The sequence below is a fragment of the Streptomyces phaeoluteigriseus genome, from assembly GCF_001896135.2.
Lineage (GTDB): Bacteria > Actinomycetota > Actinomycetes > Streptomycetales > Streptomycetaceae > Streptomyces > Streptomyces phaeoluteigriseus.
Map to the genome: position 1 here is coordinate 170372 of NZ_MPOH02000015.1, position 20654 is coordinate 191025.

17 protein-coding genes and 3 pseudogenes are annotated in these 20654 nt (G+C 72.9%); 9 read left to right on the plus strand and 11 right to left on the minus strand.

The features are described from left to right. Positions 1-447: 447 nt before the first annotated feature. A pseudogene (locus BM536_RS18605) lies at positions 448-886 on the minus strand (DUF4442 domain-containing protein). Positions 887-1051: 165 nt separating this feature from the next. Between BM536_RS18605 and BM536_RS18610 the strand changes: the two are divergent. Next, positions 1052-2062: a DUF8017 domain-containing protein gene (locus tag BM536_RS18610; protein WP_073500047.1), complete on the plus strand. Its 1011-nt coding sequence runs from the start codon at positions 1052-1054 to the stop codon at positions 2060-2062. 84 nt (positions 2063-2146) lie between these two features. Further along, entirely contained in the window at positions 2147-3523 is a 1377-nt protein-coding gene (locus BM536_RS18615; RefSeq protein WP_094103232.1) for an MFS transporter, read from the plus strand. 111 nt (positions 3524-3634) lie between these two features. Here the strand turns inward: BM536_RS18615 and BM536_RS18620 are convergent, their stop codons facing one another. From BM536_RS18620 to BM536_RS18630, 3 genes are all read right to left on the minus strand, one after another. After that, positions 3635-4480, minus strand: a complete 846-nt coding sequence (locus tag BM536_RS18620; RefSeq protein WP_094103233.1) for a spermidine synthase — start codon at positions 4478-4480, stop codon at positions 3635-3637. Between the two features lie 443 nt (positions 4481-4923). Next, entirely contained in the window at positions 4924-6093 is a 1170-nt protein-coding gene (gene tuf, locus BM536_RS18625; RefSeq protein WP_073495043.1) for an elongation factor Tu, read from the minus strand. A 316-nt stretch (positions 6094-6409) separates the two neighbouring features. Further along, a complete protein-coding gene (locus BM536_RS18630; RefSeq protein WP_073495045.1) occupies positions 6410-7132 on the minus strand; it encodes a DNA alkylation repair protein in 723 nt (240 codons plus the stop codon). A 49-nt stretch (positions 7133-7181) separates the two neighbouring features. Between BM536_RS18630 and BM536_RS18635 the strand changes: the two genes are divergently transcribed. Beyond that, a complete protein-coding gene (locus BM536_RS18635) occupies positions 7182-8009 on the plus strand; it encodes a TVP38/TMEM64 family protein (protein ID WP_073495047.1) in 828 nt (275 codons plus the stop codon). A gap of 85 nt (positions 8010-8094) precedes the next feature. Here the strand turns inward: BM536_RS18635 and BM536_RS18640 are convergent, their stop codons facing one another. Then, positions 8095-9264 (minus strand): thiolase family protein, encoded by a 1170-nt coding sequence (locus BM536_RS18640; protein WP_073495049.1) that lies wholly within the window; start codon positions 9262-9264, stop codon positions 8095-8097. Positions 9265-9391: 127 nt separating this feature from the next. Here BM536_RS18640 and BM536_RS18645 point away from each other — a divergent pair, with 127 nt between their 5' ends. Further along, positions 9392-9865, plus strand: a complete 474-nt coding sequence (locus tag BM536_RS18645; protein ID WP_073495051.1) for a winged helix-turn-helix transcriptional regulator — start codon at positions 9392-9394, stop codon at positions 9863-9865. Positions 9866-10078: 213 nt separating this feature from the next. Here the strand turns inward: BM536_RS18645 and BM536_RS18650 are convergent, their stop codons facing one another. Beyond that, positions 10079-11002, minus strand: a complete 924-nt coding sequence (locus tag BM536_RS18650) for a DUF6807 domain-containing protein (RefSeq protein WP_073495053.1) — start codon at positions 11000-11002, stop codon at positions 10079-10081. Continuing rightward, entirely contained in the window at positions 10999-12276 is a 1278-nt protein-coding gene (locus BM536_RS18655) for a Gfo/Idh/MocA family protein (protein WP_094103489.1), read from the minus strand. The genes BM536_RS18650 and BM536_RS18655 overlap by 4 nt, the downstream gene beginning before the upstream one ends. Positions 12277-12585: 309 nt before the next feature. On the opposite strand from BM536_RS18655, the gene BM536_RS18660 reads away from it, so the two are divergent. Next, positions 12586-13461 carry an undecaprenyl-diphosphate phosphatase gene (locus BM536_RS18660; protein WP_073495055.1) on the plus strand — a complete coding sequence of 292 codons (876 nt, stop codon included), beginning with the start codon at positions 12586-12588 and terminating at the stop codon, positions 13459-13461. Positions 13462-13544: 83 nt separating this feature from the next. Here the strand turns inward: BM536_RS18660 and BM536_RS18665 are convergent, their stop codons facing one another. Continuing rightward, positions 13545-14123, minus strand: a complete 579-nt coding sequence (locus BM536_RS18665; protein WP_073495057.1) for a TetR/AcrR family transcriptional regulator — start codon at positions 14121-14123, stop codon at positions 13545-13547. Positions 14124-14194: 71 nt separating this feature from the next. On the opposite strand from BM536_RS18665, the pseudogene BM536_RS18670 reads away from it, so the two are divergent. Further along, positions 14195-14779 (plus strand): annotated as a pseudogene (locus BM536_RS18670) (dihydrofolate reductase family protein); the annotation flags it as partial. A gap of 127 nt (positions 14780-14906) precedes the next feature. Beyond that, entirely contained in the window at positions 14907-15086 is a 180-nt protein-coding gene (locus tag BM536_RS18675; RefSeq protein WP_073495078.1) for a hypothetical protein, read from the plus strand. Positions 15087-15233: 147 nt separating this feature from the next. Here the strand turns inward: BM536_RS18675 and BM536_RS18680 are convergent, their stop codons facing one another. After that, positions 15234-16340 carry an AI-2E family transporter gene (locus BM536_RS18680; RefSeq protein ID WP_073495080.1) on the minus strand — a complete coding sequence of 369 codons (1107 nt, stop codon included), beginning with the start codon at positions 16338-16340 and terminating at the stop codon, positions 15234-15236. A 145-nt stretch (positions 16341-16485) separates the two neighbouring features. Here BM536_RS18680 and BM536_RS18685 point away from each other — a divergent pair, with 145 nt between their 5' ends. After that, positions 16486-16962: a nuclear transport factor 2 family protein gene (locus tag BM536_RS18685; RefSeq protein WP_073495082.1), complete on the plus strand. Its 477-nt coding sequence runs from the start codon at positions 16486-16488 to the stop codon at positions 16960-16962. Between the two features lie 90 nt (positions 16963-17052). Beyond that, positions 17053-18618, plus strand: a pseudogene (lnt, locus tag BM536_RS18690) (apolipoprotein N-acyltransferase). Here lnt and BM536_RS18695 read toward each other — a convergent pair. After that, complete coding sequence (locus BM536_RS18695; RefSeq protein WP_073495058.1) at positions 18536-19447, minus strand: Gfo/Idh/MocA family protein; 912 nt, start codon at positions 19445-19447, stop codon at positions 18536-18538. The pseudogene lnt and the gene BM536_RS18695 sit on opposite strands and share 83 nt — an antisense overlap. A gap of 10 nt (positions 19448-19457) precedes the next feature. Continuing rightward, entirely contained in the window at positions 19458-20645 is a 1188-nt protein-coding gene (locus BM536_RS18700) for an FAD-dependent monooxygenase (RefSeq protein WP_094103234.1), read from the minus strand. Positions 20646-20654 lie beyond the last annotated feature (9 nt).

Genomic DNA, 20654 nt, shown 5'->3' on the forward strand with positions numbered 1-20654 from the left:
GACGTGAACCGAGCGGCGCCCGGCGGTCGGGGGCGGGTGACGGAGAGAAGGGGCACTCCGAGGGACGCGGGCAGAGCGGCGCCCGGCGGTCGGGGGGGCGGTTGACGGAGAGAAGGGGCTCCCCTAGGGACGCGAGCCGAGCGGCGCCCGGCAGCCTCCGGGCACCGAGTCGCCGACGTCACGGAAGGCACGCTCCCCGGCCGCCCGAGCACACGGCACGACCGGCGCCACGGAGCACGGGCGTGCCACGGCTCGGCTCGCGACTGCGGCTGCGACTGCGACTCCGGCTGCGGCCACCATCCGGCCCGCCGACGACGCCCGAGGACTCCCGACCACTCCCGAAGACGCCCGACGACACCCGTCCACGCCCCTCGGCCCAGAACCGAAGAGCGGCTGCCCCGGGGCAGCCGTGGCCGCGCCGCGGCCCCTCGTCCGAGACCCGTCCGCTCAGCCGTTGGGCCGCAGGGTCCACACCACCGTCATCTCGCCCGTCACGGCCCCGTCCGCGCGGCGGATCTCGATCGCGACCGGGAACTCCGGCCGCTCCCCCCGCGTCGAGTTCGGCGACGACCTCGGCGGCCGGGCGCCCGAGGGTGGCCGTCGCGGTGACGGCGCCCATCGCGAGCTTGCGGTAACCGATCTCGGCACGGACGGCGAGCGGCACGGCCCGCGACAGCTGGTCCCCGAAGGCGGCGAGCACGATGGCACCGCTCGCGGACTCGCCGAGCGTGAACATCGCCCCGGCGTGCGGCCCGCCCACGTGGTTGTGGAACGCCCCCTGATCCGGCAGAGCCACCACGGCCTTCTCCGGCCTGGTCTCGAGGAACTCGAGGTTCAGCGTCCGGGCCATGGGCACGGTGGCGGCGAGCATCTCGCCGATGGACATCTGGTCTGCGCTCATGCCGGGATGTTACCCATGAGTAGTGTCCGCTGGCCAGAGGGCCGCGAGGGCCGGTCCTCGCCGGACAGGGAGCGCCACGGCCCGTTCGGTACGGCACTGACGAGGGGCGGTGACCTGTTCGTGTCATGCACGGCACTAGGGTTTCTGGCCATGTGGCCAGGACAGCAGCCGCCCGGGGGAGAGCAGAACCCGCAGGCGCAGAACAACCCGTACCAGCAGCCGGGATACCAGCAGCCGAATCCGTATCAGCAGCCCGGTTTCCAGCAGCAGACCAACCCCTACCCGCAGACGCCCCAGTGGGGCACGCCGGGTGTCCCGGGGACCCCTCAGCCCGGCGGTGGCGGCAACCGGACGAAGGTGATCGCCATCGTGGCGGCCGCGGCCGTCGTCGTGGCCGCCGGTGTCACCGGATTCCTGGTGCTGGGCGGCGACGACGAGAAGCCGGAGGCCAAGGGCAAGGCCAGTGCGAGCCCGTCGGTGTCCGCCGAGCCGAGCGACTCGGCCTCCGCCTCGTCCGGCGGCGACAACCCGCGCGGCACCGAGACCGAGAAGCCGACCGTCGCGGGCTGGAAGGTCGTCGTGAACCCCAAGTGGGGCATCGCCTTCGACGTGCCCGCCGACTGGGAGGTCCAGTCTCCGGGCCTGAGCCAGGGATTCGAGTGGGAGGACAAGGAGCAGCCCGACGGCTACGACGCGATCATCCAGTCGGCCACGGCCGAGTACAAGTCCAAGTGGTGCACGTCCGACGACGACAAGGACGGCAAGACCGACGACACCGCGCTGGCCATGGTCGGCAGCAAGGGTGCCGAAGGGGCCAAGAACACCGACGAGATCGCCCTCAACACGCCCGCCTGGTGGGTGTTCGGCGGCTACACCGAGCCGGACCGCAAGAGCATCACCACCGACAAGAAGGCCACCCCCTTCACCACCGCCTCGGGCATCACCGGCAGCTACGCGTGGGCGCAGTCCACGAACACGCCCCAGAAGGGCAAGTGCGACAGCGACGGCAAGGCGATCACCTTCGGCTTCAAGAACTCCGACAACGACTACGTGTCGTGGAACCTGTACGGCGCCAAGGGCGTCAAGGACGAACTGCCCAAGGCGACCATCATGCAGATCCTCGCCACGGTACGGCTGCACGGGGAGCCGACCGGGGGCTGAGACCTCACCGCCCGCACGCCCGGTCCGTCGACAGGCCCGATCATCGGTTTGGCAGATCGACGGCCGGGCGGGGATAGTCGGCCGGTGACCTCAGCCGCCGATCCCCGACCCCGCCTGCGCAGACCCTCCTGGGTAGGCCGCAACTACAGCCTGCTGACGGCTGCCGCGTTCGTCACGAACCTCGGCAGCCACGGGGCCCTCATCGCCGCCGCGTTCGCCGTCCTGGAGAACGGCGGCGACGGCGGCGACGTCGGTCTGGTGGCGGCGGCCCGCACCCTGCCGCTCGTGCTGTTCCTGCTGATCGGCGGCGCGATCGCCGACCGGCTGCCGCGGCACCGGGTGATGGTCGCGGCCAACGCCCTCAACTGCCTGTCGCAGGCCGCGTTCGCCGCGCTCGTCCTGACCGGTGAGCCGCGGCTGTGGCAGATGATGCTGCTGACCGCCCTCGGCGGCACCGGCCAGGCGTTCTTCAGCCCGGCCGCCGAGGGCATGCTGATGTCCTCGGTACAGGGCGAGCAGGTCGGCCGGGCTTTCGCGGTGTTCCGGATGGCGATGCAGGGAGCCGGCGTCGGTGGCGCGGCCCTCGGCGGCGCCATGGTCGCGGTGATCGGACCGGGCTGGGTCCTCGCGGCGGACGCCGCCGCCTTCGCCGTCGCCGGGTCGCTGCGCGCGTTCCTCGACGTGGGGCACATCCCGGCACGCGAGCAGGGCGGCGGCCTGCTCGCCGATCTGCGCGAGGGCTGGCGGGAGTTCAGCGGCCGCCCGTGGCTGTGGGGCATCGTGCTCCAGTTCTCGATCGCCAACGCCGTCGTCGGAGCCGCCGACGCGGTCTACGGCCCTCTCGTCGCCCGGGACCACCTGGGCGGGGCGGGCCCCTGGGGTCTCGCCCTCGGCTTCTTCGGCGCGGGCACGGTGGCCGGCGCGCTGCTGATGACCCGCTGGAAACCGCGCCGCCTGCTCTTCGTCGGCACCCTCTGCGTGTTCCCGCTGGCGCTGCCCTCGGCGGCCCTCGCCGTGCCGGTGCCGGTCGGCCTGCTGTGCGCGGTGATGTTCCTGACCGGCATCACCCTGGAGGTGTTCGGCGTGTCCTGGATGACCGCCCTCCACCAGGAGATCCCGGAGGACAAGCTCTCCCGCGTCTCGGCCTACGACTGGTTCGGCTCGGTCGCCCTGGTCCCCCTGGCCATGGCCCTGGCGGGCCCCTCGGAGTCCCTCTTCGGCCGCACGGCGTCCCTGTGGGGCTGTGCCGTCCTGGTCGTCGTGGTCACCGCGGCGGTCCTGTGCGTACCGGACGTACGCAACCTGACCCGCCGCACGAAGCCGGTGGCCGGACACCCGGCGGTCGCCGCCCCCGCCGGAACCCGCACGGAGCCGGCCACGACGGCGGCCGTGTCGCCTCCTCCGCCCCAGGCCGCTCCGGCCACGACGAAGCCGGACGGGGGCCGCGGCACCCTCGGCTGAGAGGCGCGCGCCCGCTCCCCCGATCCCGGCCACCCCGCCCGCCCCGCCCCGGTACGGGCGGGCGGGCCGCGCTCCCGCCACCCGGCGCGGCCGTCTCGGACGCGGTCCAGCTCACCCGATCCCGAACGCCCCCGTCGGCGGGACCGGTGAGGGGACCGCCTCCCCCTCGGTCACCGGGCGGGCGTCGCCGATGAACTCGCGCAGGGCCGGCCCGTGTTCGACGCGGGCGGGGAAGGCGTCGGAGGCTGTACGGCGGGCCAGGGGCGGGACGTCGAGGGGGTGACGGGAGGCGACGAGGACGGCGTTGCCGAAGCGTCGGCCGCGCAGGACCGCGGGTTCGGCGATGACCGCGAGATGCTCGAACACCTCGGCGAAGGTGGCGAGTTGGGAACGCAGGAAGGCGAACGGGGCAGCGTCCGCGAGGTTGGCCAGGTAGACGCCGTCCGCGCGCAGGACCCGTCCGGCCTCGCGGGCGTAGGACAGGGTCGTCAGGTGGGCGGGGACGCGGGAGCCGCCGAAGACGTCGGCCACGAGCACGTCGGCGGAGGCGGTCGGGGCCTTCTCCAGCCAGGCCCGCGCGTCGGCCGCGTGCGGGGTGATGCCGGTGCCGGCCGGGACCGGCAGGTGCTGCGCCACGAGGTCCAGCAGGCCCCGGTCGGCCTCCACGACGTCCTGCCGGGAACCCGGCCGGGTCGCGGCCAGGTACCGGGGCAGGGTGAACGCCCCGCCGCCGAGGTGCAGCACGTCCAGCGGCCGGCCGTCCTCGGCCACGGTGTCCAGGACGTGCCCGAGCCGCCGGGCGTACTCGAACTCCAGGTGCGTGGGCTCGTCCAGATCGACGTACGACTGCGGCGCCCCGTCGACCGTCAACAGCCATGCCCGCTCCCGGTCGACGTCGGGCATTAGCTTGGCGGTGCCGTGGTCGACGGCTCGGATGACGGGTATGGAGTCGTTCACGCTGACATTGTGCCCGCGAGCCTGGCGGGGCCCGGCCCCGCAGGCCGAGGGGGGCACGGCGGGCGGAGGCGGAGACATCGGAGACGTCCCCCGCTCCCGCCGCAGGGGGCTCCACCCCGCAGGAGGCCCGACCCCGCAGACGGCTCAGCCCCACAGAGGACTCAGCCCCGTCAAGGGCTGGGCCCCGCAGGGGGACGGCCCCGCAGGGGGTACGGCCACAGGAGGCTCAGCCCCACGGAGGGCTCAGCCCCGCAGGGGGATACGGCCCCACAGCGGGCTCGGCCCCATAGAAGGCTCCGCCCCACAGAGACTCAGCCCCGCAGGAACGCGAGGCACCCACAGACGCCAGTCCCGCACAGCGCAAGGCGCGCCCGCGCGCGAGGCACCGCGAGACCGGTTCCGCACCGGTCCCGCGGCCTCCACGCGCGTGTGTCCGGCCGCCGTCACTCCACGGCGGTCACCGTTCCCGCCGCGACGGTCCGGCCGCCCTCGCGGACGGCGAAGCCGAGGCCGGGCTCCAGGGGCACCTCGCGGCCCAGCTCGACGGTCATGGCGACCGTGTCACCCGGCCGCGCGACCGCGACGTCCCCGAGGTCGACGTCCCCGACCACGTCCGCCGTGCGGATGTAGAACTGCGGCCGGTACCCCGTGGAGACGGGCGTCGAGCGCCCGCCCTCCCGCGTCGACAGCACGTACACCCGCGCCGTGAAACGCCGGCTGGGCAGCACGCTCCCCGGCGCGGCCACCACGTGCCCGCGCCGTACGGCGTCCCGCGGCACGCCCCGCAACAGCAGCGCCACGTTGTCCCCGGCCTGCGCCTCCTCCATCGGCTTGCCGAAGGTCTCCAGGCCGGTCACCACCGACTCGACGCCGGCGCCGAGCACGTCGACGCGGTCACCGACCCGGACCGTGCCCCGCTCCACCGCACCGGTGACGACCGTGCCGCGCCCGGTGATGGTGAGCACGTTCTCCACGGGCAGCAGGAACGGCGCGTCCACATACCGCTCGGGCATCGGCACATAGGTGTCCACCGCGTCGAGCAGCGCGTCGATCGACGCCGCCCAGCGCGGGTAGCCCTCCAGCGCCCTGAGTCCCGAGACCCGTACGACGGGCGCGGAGTCACCGCCGTAGCCGTGCGCGGTGAGCAGGTCGCGGACCTCCAGCTCGACGAGGTCGATCAGCTCCTCGTCGCCCGCGTCGGCCTTGTTGAGCGCGACGACGATGTGGTCGACGCCCACCTGACGGGCGAGAAGGACGTGTTCGGCGGTCTGCGGCATGATCCCGTCGAGCGCGGAGACGACGAGGATCGCCCCGTCGAGCTGTGCGGCGCCGGTCACCATGTTCTTGATGTAGTCGGCGTGACCCGGCATGTCGACGTGCGCGTAGTGCCGGGTGTCGGTCTCGTACTCGACGTGCGCGATGTTGATGGTGATGCCGCGCGCCGCCTCCTCGGGGGCGCGGTCGATGCGGTCGAACGGCACGAAGGTGCCGGCCCCGCGCTCGGCGAGGACCTTGGTGATGGCGGCGGTGAGCGTGGTCTTGCCGTGGTCGACGTGACCCATGGTGCCGATGTTCAGGTGTGGTTTCGTGCGCACGTAAGCCGTCTTGGGCATGGCGATACCTCGAAGCCTCTCGGAGGGTGCTGTGTGACGGCCCCGGCGGCGACGGACGCGCCGGCCGGGACGGGGACCCCGAGGGACTCGCCGACCCTCCCCCTGCGGGGTCCGCCGGTCGATCCGGAGAGGGTCAGCTTCGGGCGCCGTCGACAGCGGCCACGAGAACGGGAACGGCAGCCTTCGGCGCATCCGCGACTGCGGATGCCGCGAGGAGGAAGGCGTACCGGAACATGGGTCGATGGTCGCCGACAGGGGAACCGGTGTCGAACGGTTTTCCCAGGCGGCCAGGCGGCCAGGCGCCCAGGCGGCCGAGCTACGCCCCGATGTTCTTCAGCGCCTCGCGCACGGTCAGCGGGGCGAAGCGTCCCCGTTCGCGGCCGAGGAAGGCGCGGACGGCGTCCGGGTCCGTCTTGGCGTACTCGCGCAGGCACCAGCCGATCGCCTTGCGGACGAAGAAGTCGGGGTGGCCGGACTGGCGCAGGCAGTAGCCGAAGAGACGGTCGGCGTCGGTGCGGTCCTTGTATCCGAGCTGGTGCAGCAGGGCGGTGCGGGCGACCCACAGGTCGTCGTCGGCGATCCAGGTGTCCATCTCCGCGGTGAGGCGCGGGTCGGCGGCGACGAGGGGGCCGACGACGTGGACGGCGAGCAGGTCGACGGTGTCCCACCAGGAGACCGTGGTGATGAGCCGGCGGGCGACGGGCAGGAACGCGGAGGAGCACCGTCCGGCGTACCGGCGCAGGTAGTCCACGGCGAAGTAGTGGTACTCGCGCTCCGACAGCGCCCAGCAGCGCAGGCCGACCGCCGTGCAGTCGGCCTCGCCGGGACGGGGCAGACCGGCGAGGACGGACCGGGACAGGGCCCGGCGTTCGGGTGTGGGGATGCCCAGGAAGGGCGCCACGTCCTTCATGTACGCGCGCATGGCCGTCGCCCTCGCGGGATCGGCCGCGGCGGCGTACGCGGCGGTCAGCCGCTCCAGGACGGTGTCGGCGAGAGCACTCGGCGGTACCTCCGCCGATTCCGCTCCGGTCACGGTCATGAGACGAACCATACGGCGATCACACATGTCCGTCGGTTAGTGTCGCCGGATGCTCGATGCCCACACCCGCTCTGGGGGCACCGCCACGGCCTCTCCCCGGGCCACCGCCACTGAGCTGGTCGTCCCCGTACCGCTCGCCCCCTTGTCACCGGCCCCCCTGCCCGTCGTCGCACCGGCGTCGGCGTCGACGTCGGCGTCGGCTGGGTCCGCCGCGCGCTGCACGAGAGCGCTGCTCTCGCCGTGGGCGCGGTTCTCGCTGCTGGTCGCGCTGCTCGTGGCGGCCGCGTCGAGCGTGCTGCTCTTCGAACCGCAGCGACTGCTCTCGGACGGCTGGCCACCTCACCTGGGCGGTGTCGCCGCCGCGACGGTGTTCGCGGTGGCGTACGGACTGTGCACGGTGGCGTTCGTGCCGCGGCCGTTGCTGAACCTGGCCGCGGGAGCGCTGTTCGGCTCGCAGCTGGGCATCGGCGCGGCGGTGGCGGGCACGGTGCTGGGCGCCGGGCTCGCCTTCGGGCTCGGCCGGATCCTCGGCCAGGACGCGCTGCGGCCCCTGCTGCGGGGGCGGCTCCTGCAGGCGGCGGACGGCCAGTTGAGCCGGCACGGGCTGCGGTCGATGCTGGCGGCGCGGCTGTTCCCGGGGGTGCCGTTCTGGGCGGCGAACTACTGCGCCGCCGTCTCGCGCATGGGCTGGCTGCCGTTCCTGGCCGCGACCGCGCTCGGTTCGATCCCCAACACGGCCGCGTACGTGGTCGCCGGGTCGTCCGCCTCGTCCCCGACCTCGCCGCTCTTCCTGGTCTCGATGGCGGCCATCGGCCTGCCCGCGGCGGTGGGCGCGGTGGTGGCCTGGCGCAAACGCCACCACCTGCGCCGCCGCTGACGCCCCCTGAGGCGGCCTGGCGTGCGTCGGACGCCTTCTGACGGACCCGCCCTGCGTCAGGCGCCTCCGGGAGGCCCGCCCTCCTTCACACGCCTTCGAGGATCATCGCGTTGGCGAGGCCGCCCGCCTCACACATCGTCTGGAGGGCGTAGCGGGCGCCGCGTTCGCGCATGGTGTGGACCAGGGTGGTCGTCAGCCGTGTGCCGCTCGCGCCCAGCGGGTGGCCGAGGGCGATCGCGCCGCCGTGCACGTTGACCTTGCCTAGGTCGGCGCCGGTCTCCTGCGCCCAGGCGAGTACGACGCTGGAGAAGGCCTCGTTGACCTCGAACAGGTCGATGTCGTCCAGGCGCAGATCCGCCCGGCGCAGCACCTTCTCGGTGGCCGGGACGACGCCGGTGAGCATCAGCAGCGGGTCGGAGCCGGTGACGGCGAAGCTGTGCAGCCGGGCCAGCGGACGCAGGCCGAGCCGGGCGGCGGTCTCGCCGGAGGTGATCAGCACGGCCGAGGCACCGTCGTTGACCGGGCTGGCGTTGCCCGCGGTGACGTTCCACTCGATCTGCGGGAAGCGCTCCGCGTAGGCGGGGTCGTGGTAGGCGGGCCGGAGCCCCGCCAGTACGTCCAGGGTGCTGTCCGGGCGGACGCACTCGTCGCGCGAGACGCCGTCCAGGGGCGCGACCTCGGCGTCGAAGAGGCCCCGCTGCCAGGCCTCGGCGGCCTTGCGGTGGGAGGAGACGGCGAAGGAGTCCATCTGCTCGCGCGTGATCGACCACTTCGCGGAGATGAGTTCGGCGCTGATGCCCTGCGGGACCAGTCCTTCGGGGTAGCGCTCGGCGACGCCGGGGCCGAAGGGGTCCTTGCCGGGCGGCACGTTGGACCACATCGGCACGCGGCTCATCGACTCCACGCCGCAGGCCACGACGAGGTCGTAGGCGCCGGAGATGACGCCCTGCGCCGCGAAGTGCACGGCCTGCTGGGAGGAGCCGCACTGCCGGTCGACCGTGGTCGCGGGCACCGACTCCGGGAAACCCGCCGACAGGGCGGCGTAGCGGGTGGTGTTCATGGCCTGCTCGCCGACCTGGTCGACGGTGCCGCCGATGACGTCGTCGATGAGCGCCGGGTCGACGCCGGAGCGCTCGACGAGGGTGCGCAGGGTGTGGGCGAGGAGTTCGACGGGGTGGACGTGCGCGAGGGAACCGTTCGGCTTGCCCTTGCCGATCGGGGTGCGTACGGCTTCGACGATGACTGCGTCACGCATGTGCGGGCCTCCTTGGCCGCCGGGCGGTGGCTGTCCGCCGGGCGCGGCGATTACCGGTGAGTAGGAAATCCGAACTCACCATAGCGCCGCGAGTTGGAAAATCAAACCCTCCTCTAGACTGAACGGCATGGCCGCCTCCACCAAAGACCCGCGTCCCTGCTCCATCGCCGACGCCCTGGCGCTCGTCGGCGAGAAGTACTCCCTGCTCGTCCTGCGGGAGGTGTGCCTGGGCAACGGCCGCTTCGACCAGCTCGTACGCAACATCGGCGCCCCGCGCGACATCCTGGCCACCCGTCTGCGGCGGCTCGTGGACGCGGGGATCCTGACCAAGCGCGTCTACAGCGAGCGCCCGCAGCGCTTCGAGTACCGGCCCACACAGGCGGGGCTCGAACTCGAGCCGGTCCTGCTGACCCTCATGGCGTGGGGCGACCGCCACCTGCGCCCGGACGACGACCGCCCCATGGTGGTCGAGCACATCTGCGGCAACGAGATGCTCCCCGTGGTCACCTGCGCGGCCTGCGGCGCCCCGGTCCACCACGAGGACCTCGCCGCCCACCCCCAGACCCCGGGCTGGACGGTGACCGGCCCGACAGCCGCGTAGGCCTTCGGTCCACATGGCTGACGTACGGTCGACCGCCGAGCGCGGTGTCGTGGTCCGGCCCGGTCCGGACGGTCCGGGGCACCACAGAAGCCGCAGACACTGCGAGCACCGCACCAACCACGGACAGCGCAGGCACCGCAGGCACGGCAGGCACCGCAGGCACCGCCGAGCGGAGGATCGGTCCCGGCCGCCGCCGCACCCACCCGCCCCCACTCACCAGGGGTGCGCCTCCAGGTACTCGTCGATCTCCTTCCGCTCCCAGGCGCCGTCCGCGACGACCACCCGGTAGCGGCGGGTGAGGGTGTCGCCGGGGGCCAGCTCCAGTTCGTCGTGGAAGGCCCAGGAGGGGGCGATGCCGGCGAAGGGCTCGTTGCGGACGAACCAGTGTGCGGGGTGGGCCCCCGCGTCGCCGGAGTGATCGTTCTCGGGGGCGTGCGCGAAGACGACCGTGGCGTGACCGTCGGTGCCGTCGTGCTCCCCGGACAACGCGAGCCAGGGGCCCTGCGTCCCCATCAGGCCGGGCCCCTCCCCTTCGGGGCCGATGATCCGGCCGTCACGGAAGGCGCGCGGGCCGCGCCAGAACAGGCCCGTATAGCCGGCCATCTCCCGCCCGGCGGTGGTCGGACTGCCGAACCGCAGCGGCTCCTCCCGGCGGTTGGTGATCGCGCTGGACCAGGTCAGCGCCCAGGAACCGGCGGCCCGGTCCACGTCGTGCACCTCGATCCGGCGCCGCTCCTCGGCCCACAGCTCCCCGCCGTGCGGATGCCAGGTCAGCCGTTCGGCGACGACCACGCGGTCACCGTCGGCCGTGACCTCGTCGAAGCCGACGTGCGCCATCGAGCCGACGCGTTCCGGGAGTTCGAGATACCCCTCGCCGTGGACGTAGCTGTTGCCGCCCCACAGGTTCGCGCCCGACAGGTGCGAGGCGGTCAGCGACAGCCCCTTGTGCCAGCGGTGGTCGTTGGGCCGGTAGTCGGTGACGACAGCGCCCGCGAGGGTGCGCAGCGGGTGGATGTACGGCTTCGGCGCCTCCCAGGCGGCCTCGGGCCGGTAGACGTACGCGAGCAGTTCGACGCCGCCGGGGGCGGTCACGGTGATGCGGTCGCCGTGGGCGTGGACGAGACGCAGCCCGGTCATGCCGAGACCTCCCGGCTGCCGACGGACGAACCGGTGGACTGGGTGTTGGACACGTCTGCGGACACGCCGGTGGACTCGGCAGGGGACCCGTCCGGGGACACGCCGGTGGACACGTGTCGGCACACGCCGGTGGACCCGACGGCGGTCGCGGCGGCGGGTGTCCAGCCGGGAGCGCCCCCGTGCAGGGCCGTGTAGAACGGGTCACCGGGCCCGATCTCTCCCCGCTTCACCGTCACGTCCGTGAACGCCGACTTGTACAGGGCGCTGATCAGTTCCAGGCTGGTGCGCCCGTCGGCGCCGCTGGTGCGCGGCCGTTCCCCCGCCCGCATGGCGGCGACGAGCCCCCGCAGCTGGGCCAGGTGCGAGCTGGGCACGTCCGAGCCGAAGTCCTGCCACGCGGCGGCCCGTTCCGCGGGGACGTCCCGGGCCGGGGTGATCTGCCAGTTCGCGTTGCTGTGGCCGTAGAGATGGGTCAACTCCACCGTCGCGTGCTCGCAGTCGATGCGGATCCGGCTGACCTCGTCGGGGCTGAGAACGCTGTTCACGATCGTGGCCATGGCGCCGTTCTCGAACCGGACCAGGGCGGTGGACACGTCCTCGGTCTCCACGTCGTGGACGAGCCGGCCGGCCATGGCCCGCACCTCGCTCCACGGTCCGAGCAGGTCGAGCAGGAGGTCCATCTGATGGATGCCATGGCCCATCGCGGGGCCGCCGCCCTCGGTCTGCCAGCGTCCCCGCCAGGGAACGGCGTAGTAGGCGGTGTCGCGGTACCAGGTCGTCTGGCAGTGCGCGACGAGCGGCCGCCCCATCGCCTGCTCGGCGAGCAGCCGCCGTACGTGATCGGAACCGGACCCGAAGCGGTGCTGGAAGACGATCGCGGCGTACGGCCCGCTCCCGGCCCCCTCCTCGGCGGCCACGGCGTCGTAGTCGGCGAGGGTCGGCACGGGCGGCTTCTCGCACCACACCCAGGCGCCGGCGCGCAGCGCGGCCACGCTCTGCTCGCGGTGCAGGGTCGGCGGGGTGCAGATCGTCACCAGGTCGGGGCGCTGCTCCGCGAGCATGCGCTCCAGGTCCGTGTAGGCGTGCGGAATCCCGCCCTCCGCGCAGAAGGCCCCGACCGCGTCGGCATCGACGTCGACGGCCGCGACGACCTCGGTCTCGCCCTCCGCCGCGAGCTGTGCGAGCGCGGGCAGGTGGGAGCCTCGGGCGATGGCACCGGTGCCGATGACGGCGGCACGGATCCGGCGTCCGGCGAGCGGAGGGGATGGGGACATGGGCGTGATCAGCACTCCTCCGACGAACGACCCGAATGGCGGGAGAGACCGCGGCACACCTCGGCGACCGAAATAGCAAGCGCTTTCCCTCGGCAGCAACGTAAGCGGCGGCCCCCTGGCCGGTCAACACATACGCCCTGTTCCACCGGCGTGCACGCCTCCGCTGCGCCACCTCCATCGAAACCCCTGTGCCGGGCCTGTCCCCCGGGGGCGCTACGCTGCCTTCGAACACACCCACTTGATCACCGCGCGCGGCGGCCCGCCGTGTTCGCCTGCCCTCCCCGATCGGCACTTGGACTCCGTAACCTCATGTCTTGGTTTGAATCACTCATCCTCGGACTCGTCCAGGGGCTGACCGAGTTCCTCCCCGTCTCCTCCAGCGCGCACCTGCGGCTGACCGCGGCCTTCTCGGGCTGGGAGGACCCCGGAGCCGCCTTCACGGCGATCACGCAGATCGGTACGGAAGCCGCGGTACTGATCTATTTCCGCAAGGACATCGGGCGGATCATCTCCGCCTGGTCCCGGTCGCTCTTCGACAAGACGATGCGCAAGGACCACGACGCCCAGATGGGCTGGCTGGTGATCGTCGGCTCGATCCCGATCGGTGTGCTCGGCGTCACGCTCAAGGACCAGATCGAGGGACCGTTCCGCGACCTGCGGATCACCGCCACGATGCTCGTCGTCGTCGGCATCATCATCGGCATCGCCGACCGGCTGGCCGCCCGCGACGAGAACGGCGGCCGGCACCGGGCACCCAAGCAGCGCAAGAACCTCGAGAACCTGAGCGTCAAGGACGGCCTGATCTTCGGCCTCTGCCAGGCCTGCGCCCTCGTCCCGGGCGTCTCCCGCTCCGGCGCCACGATCAGCGGCGGCCTGTTCATGGGCTACAAGCGCGAGTCGGCGGCCCGCTACTCGTTCCTGCTCGCCATCCCGGCGGTGCTGGCCTCCGGCGTCTTCGAGCTGAAGGACGCCATGGAGGGCGGCCACGTGGCCTGGGGGCCGACGGGGTTCGCGACGGTGATCGCGTTCGTGACCGGATATGCCGTCATCGCCTGGTTCATGAAATTCATCAGCACCAAGTCGTTCATGCCGTTCGTGTACTACCGCGTGATCCTCGGCATCGTGATCATCGCCCTCGTCGCGACGGGCGTGCTGAGCCCGCACGCGGCGGAGTCGGCGGGCTGATCCCGCCCCCGCGGCGGCAGTCCCCCCGCGGTCCGCACCCCCGCGCCGACCAGGACCGAGCGGCGCGGGGCACACCGGGGGGACTACTCCGCCGCCACGATCCGGTCGACCGCCGCCGTCACCAGCTGTTCGCGCTCCGCCTCCGTGAAGACGTCCGGAAGGGTGAGCTGTTCGACGATCAGCCAGTTCAGGGCGAGCATCAGCAGCTTGACGGCCGTCGCGTCCCCCGGGAGTCCCGAGGCCTGGTGGTACGCGACGTTGGCGTCGACGTCGGCCCGGACCCGCTCGGTGAGGACCTTGCGCAGTTCGGGGCGCCGGGTGGCTTCGAGGCGCAGTTCGAGCAGCGCGAGGTAGCCGGTACGGAATGAGGCGATACGGCCGACCAGTTCACGCATCAGCGCCGCGTAGGTCTCCCGGTCCCGGCCGGCGGCCTGCTGGCGGGCGATCGTGGCCTCGTCGGGCTGGAGCCGCTCATAGACCCGGGCGCCCGCCTGGGTGAGCAGGTCGTCGCGGTTGGTGAAGTAGTTGGACGCGGTACCGGCGGGCACGGCGGCCTCGGCGTCCACCGCCCGGAACGTCAGCCCCCGGGCCCCTTCCCTGGCCAGCACCTCGATCGCGGCATCGACGAGGGCGGCGCGCCGCTCGTCATTCCGTCTCACCATTGACACCACTCCAGTTGTAGTACTGCCTCCATACCACTACGAAGAGAGTACTGCGTATGGAGTTATCCATGATGCCGAAGCTCGTGCACCAGGTCGCCGTCACGCTCGACGGCCGCATCGCCGGCCCCCGTGGCGAGGACGACTTCTTCCCCCAGGGCGACTAGCGGCAGACAGCCGCCCACACATCCTGGATGACCGCGCTGCACCCGGAGACCCTCCCGACGGCCGCCCGCGCGGCCGTCGGCGTCGTCGACGCGCCCAACCGGCACTTCGGACACCGTCGTCATGGGCCGTGGAACCTACCGCCCCTCCCTCGACCACGGGATCACCAGTCCGTACGCGCACCTGCGCCAGTACGTGGTCGGCAGCACGCCCGCCCACGACGTCGACCCGGCCGTCACCGTCGTCGACGACCCGCTCGCCCTCGTCCGGCAACTCAAGCGCGAAGAGGGCACCGGCTCGGACATCCGGCTCCGCGGCGGCGGCAGGCTCGCCGGCGCCCTTCTGCCCGAGATCGACGAACTGGTCCTCAAGAGCTACCCGGTGGTCGCCGGCACGGGCATCCCGGTCTTCGACTCCGCCTTCGATCCACCGTCTTCCACGTCGCCGAGCGCACCGCCTTCCCCGACGGCGTCACCGTCACCCGCCTCACCCGCGCCCGGCAGCGGACGGCTCCCCGACCGGACGCGGCCCGAGCGGTGCACGCCGGCCGTGACCAAGTCCATAGGGTTTGCGTAGCCGTCCGGTAGCGCAGTGTCAGTGCTTGCCCCTAGGCTGTTGCGCATGTCCCCGAGTTCTTCAGCCTTTGGTTCCGCGCGGTCTGCTGCCGAGTTGAACGAGCAGATCCGGGCGCTGTGGCTGCGCGCCGGTGGCACCCTGTCGGCCCAGGAGCGGGCGGAGTACGAGCTGTTGGTGGTGGAGTGGGCCGCGGCGATCCGCGGCGAGGTGGTGAAGGCGGCCTGAGGCCACCCCGGTCCCCGCTCCCCCGCTCACAGCGACCCGGACCATCGCCTCAGCGTCCGGCTCAACACCTCTGTCCGGCCGTCGGCTTGGCGCGCACGTCCAGCCCGCGCACGCCATTCCCGAACCCTCACCCGCCGCCCTGAACCGCTACGACGGCACCACGGCCCCGGCGTCCGCCCCCGACTCCTCGCTGGGGTCGCTGAGTTGCTCCCGCACGTAGTTCCAGATCACCGCGAGCACCGCCGCGATCGGTACGGCGAGCAGGCTGCCGACGATCCCGGCGAGGCTGCCGCCGAGGGTGACCGCCAGCAGGACCACCGCCGCGTGCAGCCCGAGCCCCCGGCTCTGGATCATCGGCTGGAAGACGTTGCCCTCGAGCTGCTGCACCACGATGATGATGGCCAGCACGAGCAGCGCGTCGGTCAGACCGTTGGAGACCAGCGCGATGAGGACGGCGACGAACCCGGCGAACAGCGCGCCGATGATCGGCACGAACGCGGAGACGAAGGTCAGCACCGCCAGCGGAAGCACCAGCGGGACGTCCAGGATCCACAGGCCGAGGCCGATCAGCACCGCGTCGAGCAGACCGACGAGCGCCTGCGACCGCACGAACGCGCCCAGCGTGTCCCAGCTGCGCGCGGCCACCGTCGGGACGTCCGCGGCGAACCGGCCGGGCAGCTGACGGGCGAGCCACGGCAGAAAGCGCGGGCCGTCCTTGAGGAAGAAGAACATCAGGAAGATGGCAAGGACGGCGGTGACCAGGCCGTTGACCACCGTGCTCACTCCCGAGACGACGGTGGTGACCATGTTCCCGAGGCCGTCCTGGGCGCGGGCGACCGCGCTGTCGAGAGCCTTCGTGATCTCGGCGTCGCCGATGTTCAACGGCGGCCCGGCAGCCCATTCGCGCACTCTCTGGAGACCTTCGACCACGCCGTCGGTCAACTCCCCCGACTGGGAGGCCACCGGCACCGCGATCAGCGCCACGATGCCCGCGGCGACCAGGAGGAACAGCACGGTCACCAACGCCGCGGCGAGGGCCGGCGGCCAGCCGTGCCGGCGCAGGAAGCGCGTCGGGGGCCAGGTCAGGGTGGTGATGAGCAGGCCGACGACGAGCGGCCAGACGATCGACCACATCTGCCCCAACAGCCATAGCGCGGCCCAGAGCCCCACGAGGAGCAGCAACAACTCGACGGCTATACGTGCCGATGCGCGGAGCGCGGCGCGGGTCCTCGTGGAACTCAACGTGGCAGACATGAGGGACACCCTATGGGTACGCCGGTCATGGACACGCACAGCCCGGTCGCTGTTCAGAGGGTCTGTCCGCGGTTTGCCGCACTGATCGGCCGGACATACCCGCACGGCCCTTGGCGGCACGCCCGCGATGCCCAACACTCGGGCCATGACGCAGCGTGTGGAGCTCGCCGCCGTGATGGACCGTCTGGCCGTCGACGGTCTGATCACCGACTACGCGGTCGCCGTCGACGACGGCGACTGGGCGGCCTACCGGGAGTTGTTCACTCCGGACGGGCGGGCGGACTACCGCTCGGCCGGCGGGATCGAGGGAGAGGTGGGAAAGGTCGCCGCGTGGCTCGAGGAGAGCATGCGGCTGTTCTCGATGCGCCAGCATCTGATCGTCAACCGCAGAGTGCGCTTCGGGGTGCTGGACCAGGACCGGGGCGACTTCGCCCGGGTCCAGGCCGACTATGTGAACCCCATGCGGCTGGCCGCCGACGAGGGGCCCGCCACGGCCCCGGACTTCGTGTGCGGCGGCCGGTACGCCTTCGAGTTGCTGCGGACGGAGGACGGCTGGCGGGTGCGCGAGGTGGTGGTGCGGGAGAAGTGGCGCCGTCAGCCCGGCCAGGTCGGCTCCGGCTGACCGGACCGCGCCCCGGCCGCCGGAGGCCATCTGGTCGGAGATCACCCCGGGCGCGCACACTTGAGTGACCACGGGGTAGGGAGGTGCCGTATGAAGACCTTCGGTCACTGGCTCTCCTCCCCGTGGCGGCGCTCGGTCGTCGCGGCCCTCGCGGGCGCGTTGCCCGTACCCGCCTACCCGGCCCCCGGCCTGTGGTGGTGGGCGTACGCCGCGCTGATCCCCTGGCTCCTGCTGGTGCGTTCGGCGCCGACGGGGAAGCGGGCGCTGTACGACGGATGGGCCGGCGGGTTCGGCTTCATGCTGGCGATGCACGTGTGGCTGCTGCCGAGCCTGCACGTCTTCACGCTGGTCCTCGCCGCCCTGCTGGGCGCCCTGTGGGCGCCGTGGGGCGGGCTGGTGCGCGGTTTCCTCGGCGGGGTGCCCTCGCGGGGGCGGGCCGGGGCCGCTCTGCTGGTGGTGCCCTCGGGATGGCTGGCCGTGGAGCTGGTCCGTTCCTGGCAGGGCCTGGGCGGGCCGTGGGGCGTGCTCGGGGCCAGTCAGTGGCAGGTGGAGCCGGCGCTGCGGCTGGCGTCGGTCGGCGGGGTGTGGCTGCTGAGCTTCCTGGTGGTGGCCGTCAATGTCGCCCTCGCCCTGCTCGTCGCGGTTCCGGCGCACCGGGTGGCCCGGCCGTCGGCCGGGCTCGGTGGCGACGCGCCGCGGCGTCGGCCGCGTGGGTGTGGTCGCCGCGGCCGGACGCGACGGGCAGGCGCGGATAGCCGTCGTGCAGGCCGGTGTCGTCGACGGGCCCGACCGCCGTTTCGACCGCGAGGAACAACTGACCCGCCGACTCGTCGGGCAGGACGTCGACCTGATCGTCTGGGGCGAGAGCAGCGTCGGCCACGACTCGGCGACCGGCCCGACCTGGCCCGCCGCCTCGCGGAGCTGTCGCGCGCGACCGGCGCCGACATCCTGGTCAACGTGGACGCCCGCCGCTCCGACCGGCCCGGCATCTACAAGAGTTCCATCCTGGTCGGACCCGACGGACCGACCGGAGACCGGTACGACAAGATGCGACTGGTGCCCTTCGGTGAGTACGTCCCCGCCCGCTCACTGCTGGGCTGGGCCACGTCCGTGGGCAAGGCGGCCGGCGAGGACCGGCGGCGCGGCACGGAGCAGGTCGTGATGAACGCCGGGCCCGGTCTGCGCATCGGGCCGATGGTGTGTTTCGAGACCGCGTTCCCCGACATGAGCCGCCACCTCGTCGAGGACGGCATCGACGTCCTGGTCGCCGAGTCGTCCACGTCGACGTTCCAGAACAGCTGGGCTCCCGCCCAGCACGCCTCGCTGGGCGCCCTGCGGGCCGCGGAGACCGGCCGCCCCTTCGTGCACGCGACGCTGACGGGGGTCTCCGCGGTGTACGACGGGAGCGGCGGGCGGATCGGCCCGTGGCTGGGGACCGACGCGAGCACCACGGCCGTCTACGAGGTGCCGCTCACCGGCGGTGTCACCCCGTACGTCCGCTTCGGCGACTGGCCGGTCCACGCGGCCCTGCTGGTCCTCGCGGGGCTCGGCCTGGTGGCGGGGGCGCGGGCGGTCAGGCCGCGCCGGAACGCTCCCGCACCGCTCGGACCACCCGCTCGCACAGTTCGTGAGTCGCCAGCGCGTCGCGGGCACTGAGCGTCCTTCCCGCTCGGACGGCGTCGAGAAAGGCCAGCACGGCCTGCTCGATGCCGCGCTGGCGGGCCACCGGCACCCAGTCGCCGCGCCGCCGCACGGTCGGCTGCCCCTTGTGGTCGATCACCTCGGAGAGGTTGACGACCTGGCGCTTGGTGTCCTGGCCGGACACCTCCAGGATCTCCTCGTTGGACCCGCTGAGCCGGTTCATCACCCCGAGCGCGGTGAAGCCGTCCCCGGCGAGCTGGAGGACGACGTGGTGCAGCAGCCCGTCCTCGACGCGGGCCCGCACGGTCACGTCGTCGACCGGTCCCGGCGCGAGGAAGCGCAGGGTGTCGACGACGTGGATGAAGTCGTCGAGGATCATCGCGCGCGGTTCCTCGGGCAGCCCCACACGGTTCTTCTGCATCAGGATCAGCTCGCGCGGGTGGTCGGCGCACTGCGCGTATCCGGGGGCGTGACGCCGGTTGAAGCCGACGGCCAGGCTCGTCCCGCGTTCCTCCGCGAGCGCCACGAGCCGTTCGGAGTCGGCGAGTTCGTACGCCAGCGGCTTGTCCACGTAGGTCGGCACGCCCGCCTCCAGGAGCCGGGTGACGATCTCCGGGTGGGCGGCGGTGGGGGCGTGCACGAAGGCGGCGTCCAGGCCTTCGGCGAGGAGCGCGTCGAGGTCGCGGTGGCGTTGTCCGGCCGGCAGACGCAACGCGCCGGCGACCCGGTCTAGAGTGGCCGGGGTGCGCGTCTGGAGATGGAGTTCGATCCCGGGCAGCGCGCCGAGCACCGGCAGGTACGCCTTCTGCGCGATGTCACCGAGTCCGATGCAGCCGACCTTCACTGGGGCTCCTTCACTGCTGGTCCGCGCCTGCCTGCTCGGCAGCATACGGGGCCTGCGGCGGCCGCCAGCCGACGATCCCGTCGAACCCCCGCAGCAGCAGCCCCGGCCCCGCCGCCGACAAGGCCACGAGCCCCGCGTTGCGTACGGCGACGGCGACCGGGTTGGCCGTCAGGCTGACGCGGGAAGCCCTGACGGCCTGCCGGGTGACGGACGTCGTACGGGGCAGGCGGGCGGCCGTGTACGCGGGGAGGTCGGTGTGGTGGTGGGCCAGGACGACGGCGTCCTCGATGGCCTGGTTGCCGCCCTGGGCGAGCCTCGGGGGCATCGCGTGGGCGGCGTCACCGAGGAGGACGACGCGGCCCTGGTGGAAGGCGGGCAGGGGCCGGGCGAGGTGGTGCACGTCGTGGCGCAGGACGTCCTCGGGGCGGGCCGCGGCGAGGATGTCGGGGACGGGACGGTGCCAGTCGCCGAAGCGGCGCAGCAGTTCGGCCCGCTCGTCGGGCGCACGCCCGCCCGCCGGGACGGTGGCCGCGGCGTAGGAGTAGACGCGGCCGTCCTTGAGCGGGTGCGTACCCCAGATGCTGCCCCGCCCCCACGTCTCCTGCGAGGCGCACTCCACGTCGGGTACATCGATCACGAGGCGCCAGGCGGTGAAGCCGGTGTAGACCGGGCCGGGGTGGTCCGGGAACAGGGTCCGGCGTACGGCGGAGTGGATGCCGTCGGCGGCGACCACCAGGTCGGCCTCCAGCTCCGCGTCGGGGGTGGTCACGCGGGCCGGGCGGCCCGCGTCGCCCGGGTCGGCGAGTGTGGCGGGCGAGCCGGTGCGGACGGTGTCCGGCGGCAGCAGGGCGATGAGCGCGTCCACGAGGGCCGCGCGGTGCAGCAGAAGCATCGGTCCGCCGAAGCGGGCGCTCGCCGCGTCCGCACGGGTGCGGAAGAGCCGGCGGCCGTGCGGGGTGCGGACACCGCCGTCGCCGAGCGGGGCACCGAGGTCGCGGATCCGGTCGCCGGCTCCGATCACGTCGAGGGCGCGCAGGGCGTTGGGGCTGAGGGACAGCGCCGCGCCGACGGGTTCGACCGAGCCGGCCCGCTCGAGAACGGTCACCTCCCAGCCGCGCCGCAGCAGTGCCGCGGCGGCGGTCAGCCCGCCGATCCCGCCTCCGACGACGACGGCCCGCGCCGGTTTCCCCTGTGCCATGTCTCCCCC

What these genes read in the sequence shown, in the direction of transcription:
- BM536_RS18610 (WP_073500047.1), top strand. Translation starts at nt 1,052, where the DNA reads ATGTGGCCAGGACAGCAGCCGCCCGGGGGAGAGCAGAACCCGCAGGCG.
- tuf (WP_073495043.1), bottom strand. Translation starts at nt 6,093, where the DNA reads ATGCCCAAGACGGCTTACGTGCGCACGAAACCACACCTGAACATCGGC.
- BM536_RS18630 (WP_073495045.1), bottom strand. Translation starts at nt 7,132, where the DNA reads ATGACCGTGACCGGAGCGGAATCGGCGGAGGTACCGCCGAGTGCTCTC.
- BM536_RS18635 (WP_073495047.1), top strand. Translation starts at nt 7,182, where the DNA reads ATGCTCGATGCCCACACCCGCTCTGGGGGCACCGCCACGGCCTCTCCC.
- BM536_RS18640 (WP_073495049.1), bottom strand. Translation starts at nt 9,264, where the DNA reads ATGCGTGACGCAGTCATCGTCGAAGCCGTACGCACCCCGATCGGCAAG.
- BM536_RS18645 (WP_073495051.1), top strand. Translation starts at nt 9,392, where the DNA reads ATGGCCGCCTCCACCAAAGACCCGCGTCCCTGCTCCATCGCCGACGCC.
- BM536_RS18650 (WP_073495053.1), bottom strand. Translation starts at nt 11,002, where the DNA reads ATGACCGGGCTGCGTCTCGTCCACGCCCACGGCGACCGCATCACCGTG.
- BM536_RS18655 (WP_094103489.1), bottom strand. Translation starts at nt 12,276, where the DNA reads ATGTCCCCATCCCCTCCGCTCGCCGGACGCCGGATCCGTGCCGCCGTC.
- BM536_RS18660 (WP_073495055.1), top strand. Translation starts at nt 12,586, where the DNA reads ATGTCTTGGTTTGAATCACTCATCCTCGGACTCGTCCAGGGGCTGACC.
- BM536_RS18665 (WP_073495057.1), bottom strand. Translation starts at nt 14,123, where the DNA reads ATGGTGAGACGGAATGACGAGCGGCGCGCCGCCCTCGTCGATGCCGCG.
- BM536_RS18675 (WP_073495078.1), top strand. Translation starts at nt 14,907, where the DNA reads ATGTCCCCGAGTTCTTCAGCCTTTGGTTCCGCGCGGTCTGCTGCCGAG.
- BM536_RS18680 (WP_073495080.1), bottom strand. Translation starts at nt 16,340, where the DNA reads ATGTCTGCCACGTTGAGTTCCACGAGGACCCGCGCCGCGCTCCGCGCA.
- BM536_RS18685 (WP_073495082.1), top strand. Translation starts at nt 16,486, where the DNA reads ATGACGCAGCGTGTGGAGCTCGCCGCCGTGATGGACCGTCTGGCCGTC.
- BM536_RS18700 (WP_094103234.1), bottom strand. Translation starts at nt 20,645, where the DNA reads ATGGCACAGGGGAAACCGGCGCGGGCCGTCGTCGTCGGAGGCGGGATC.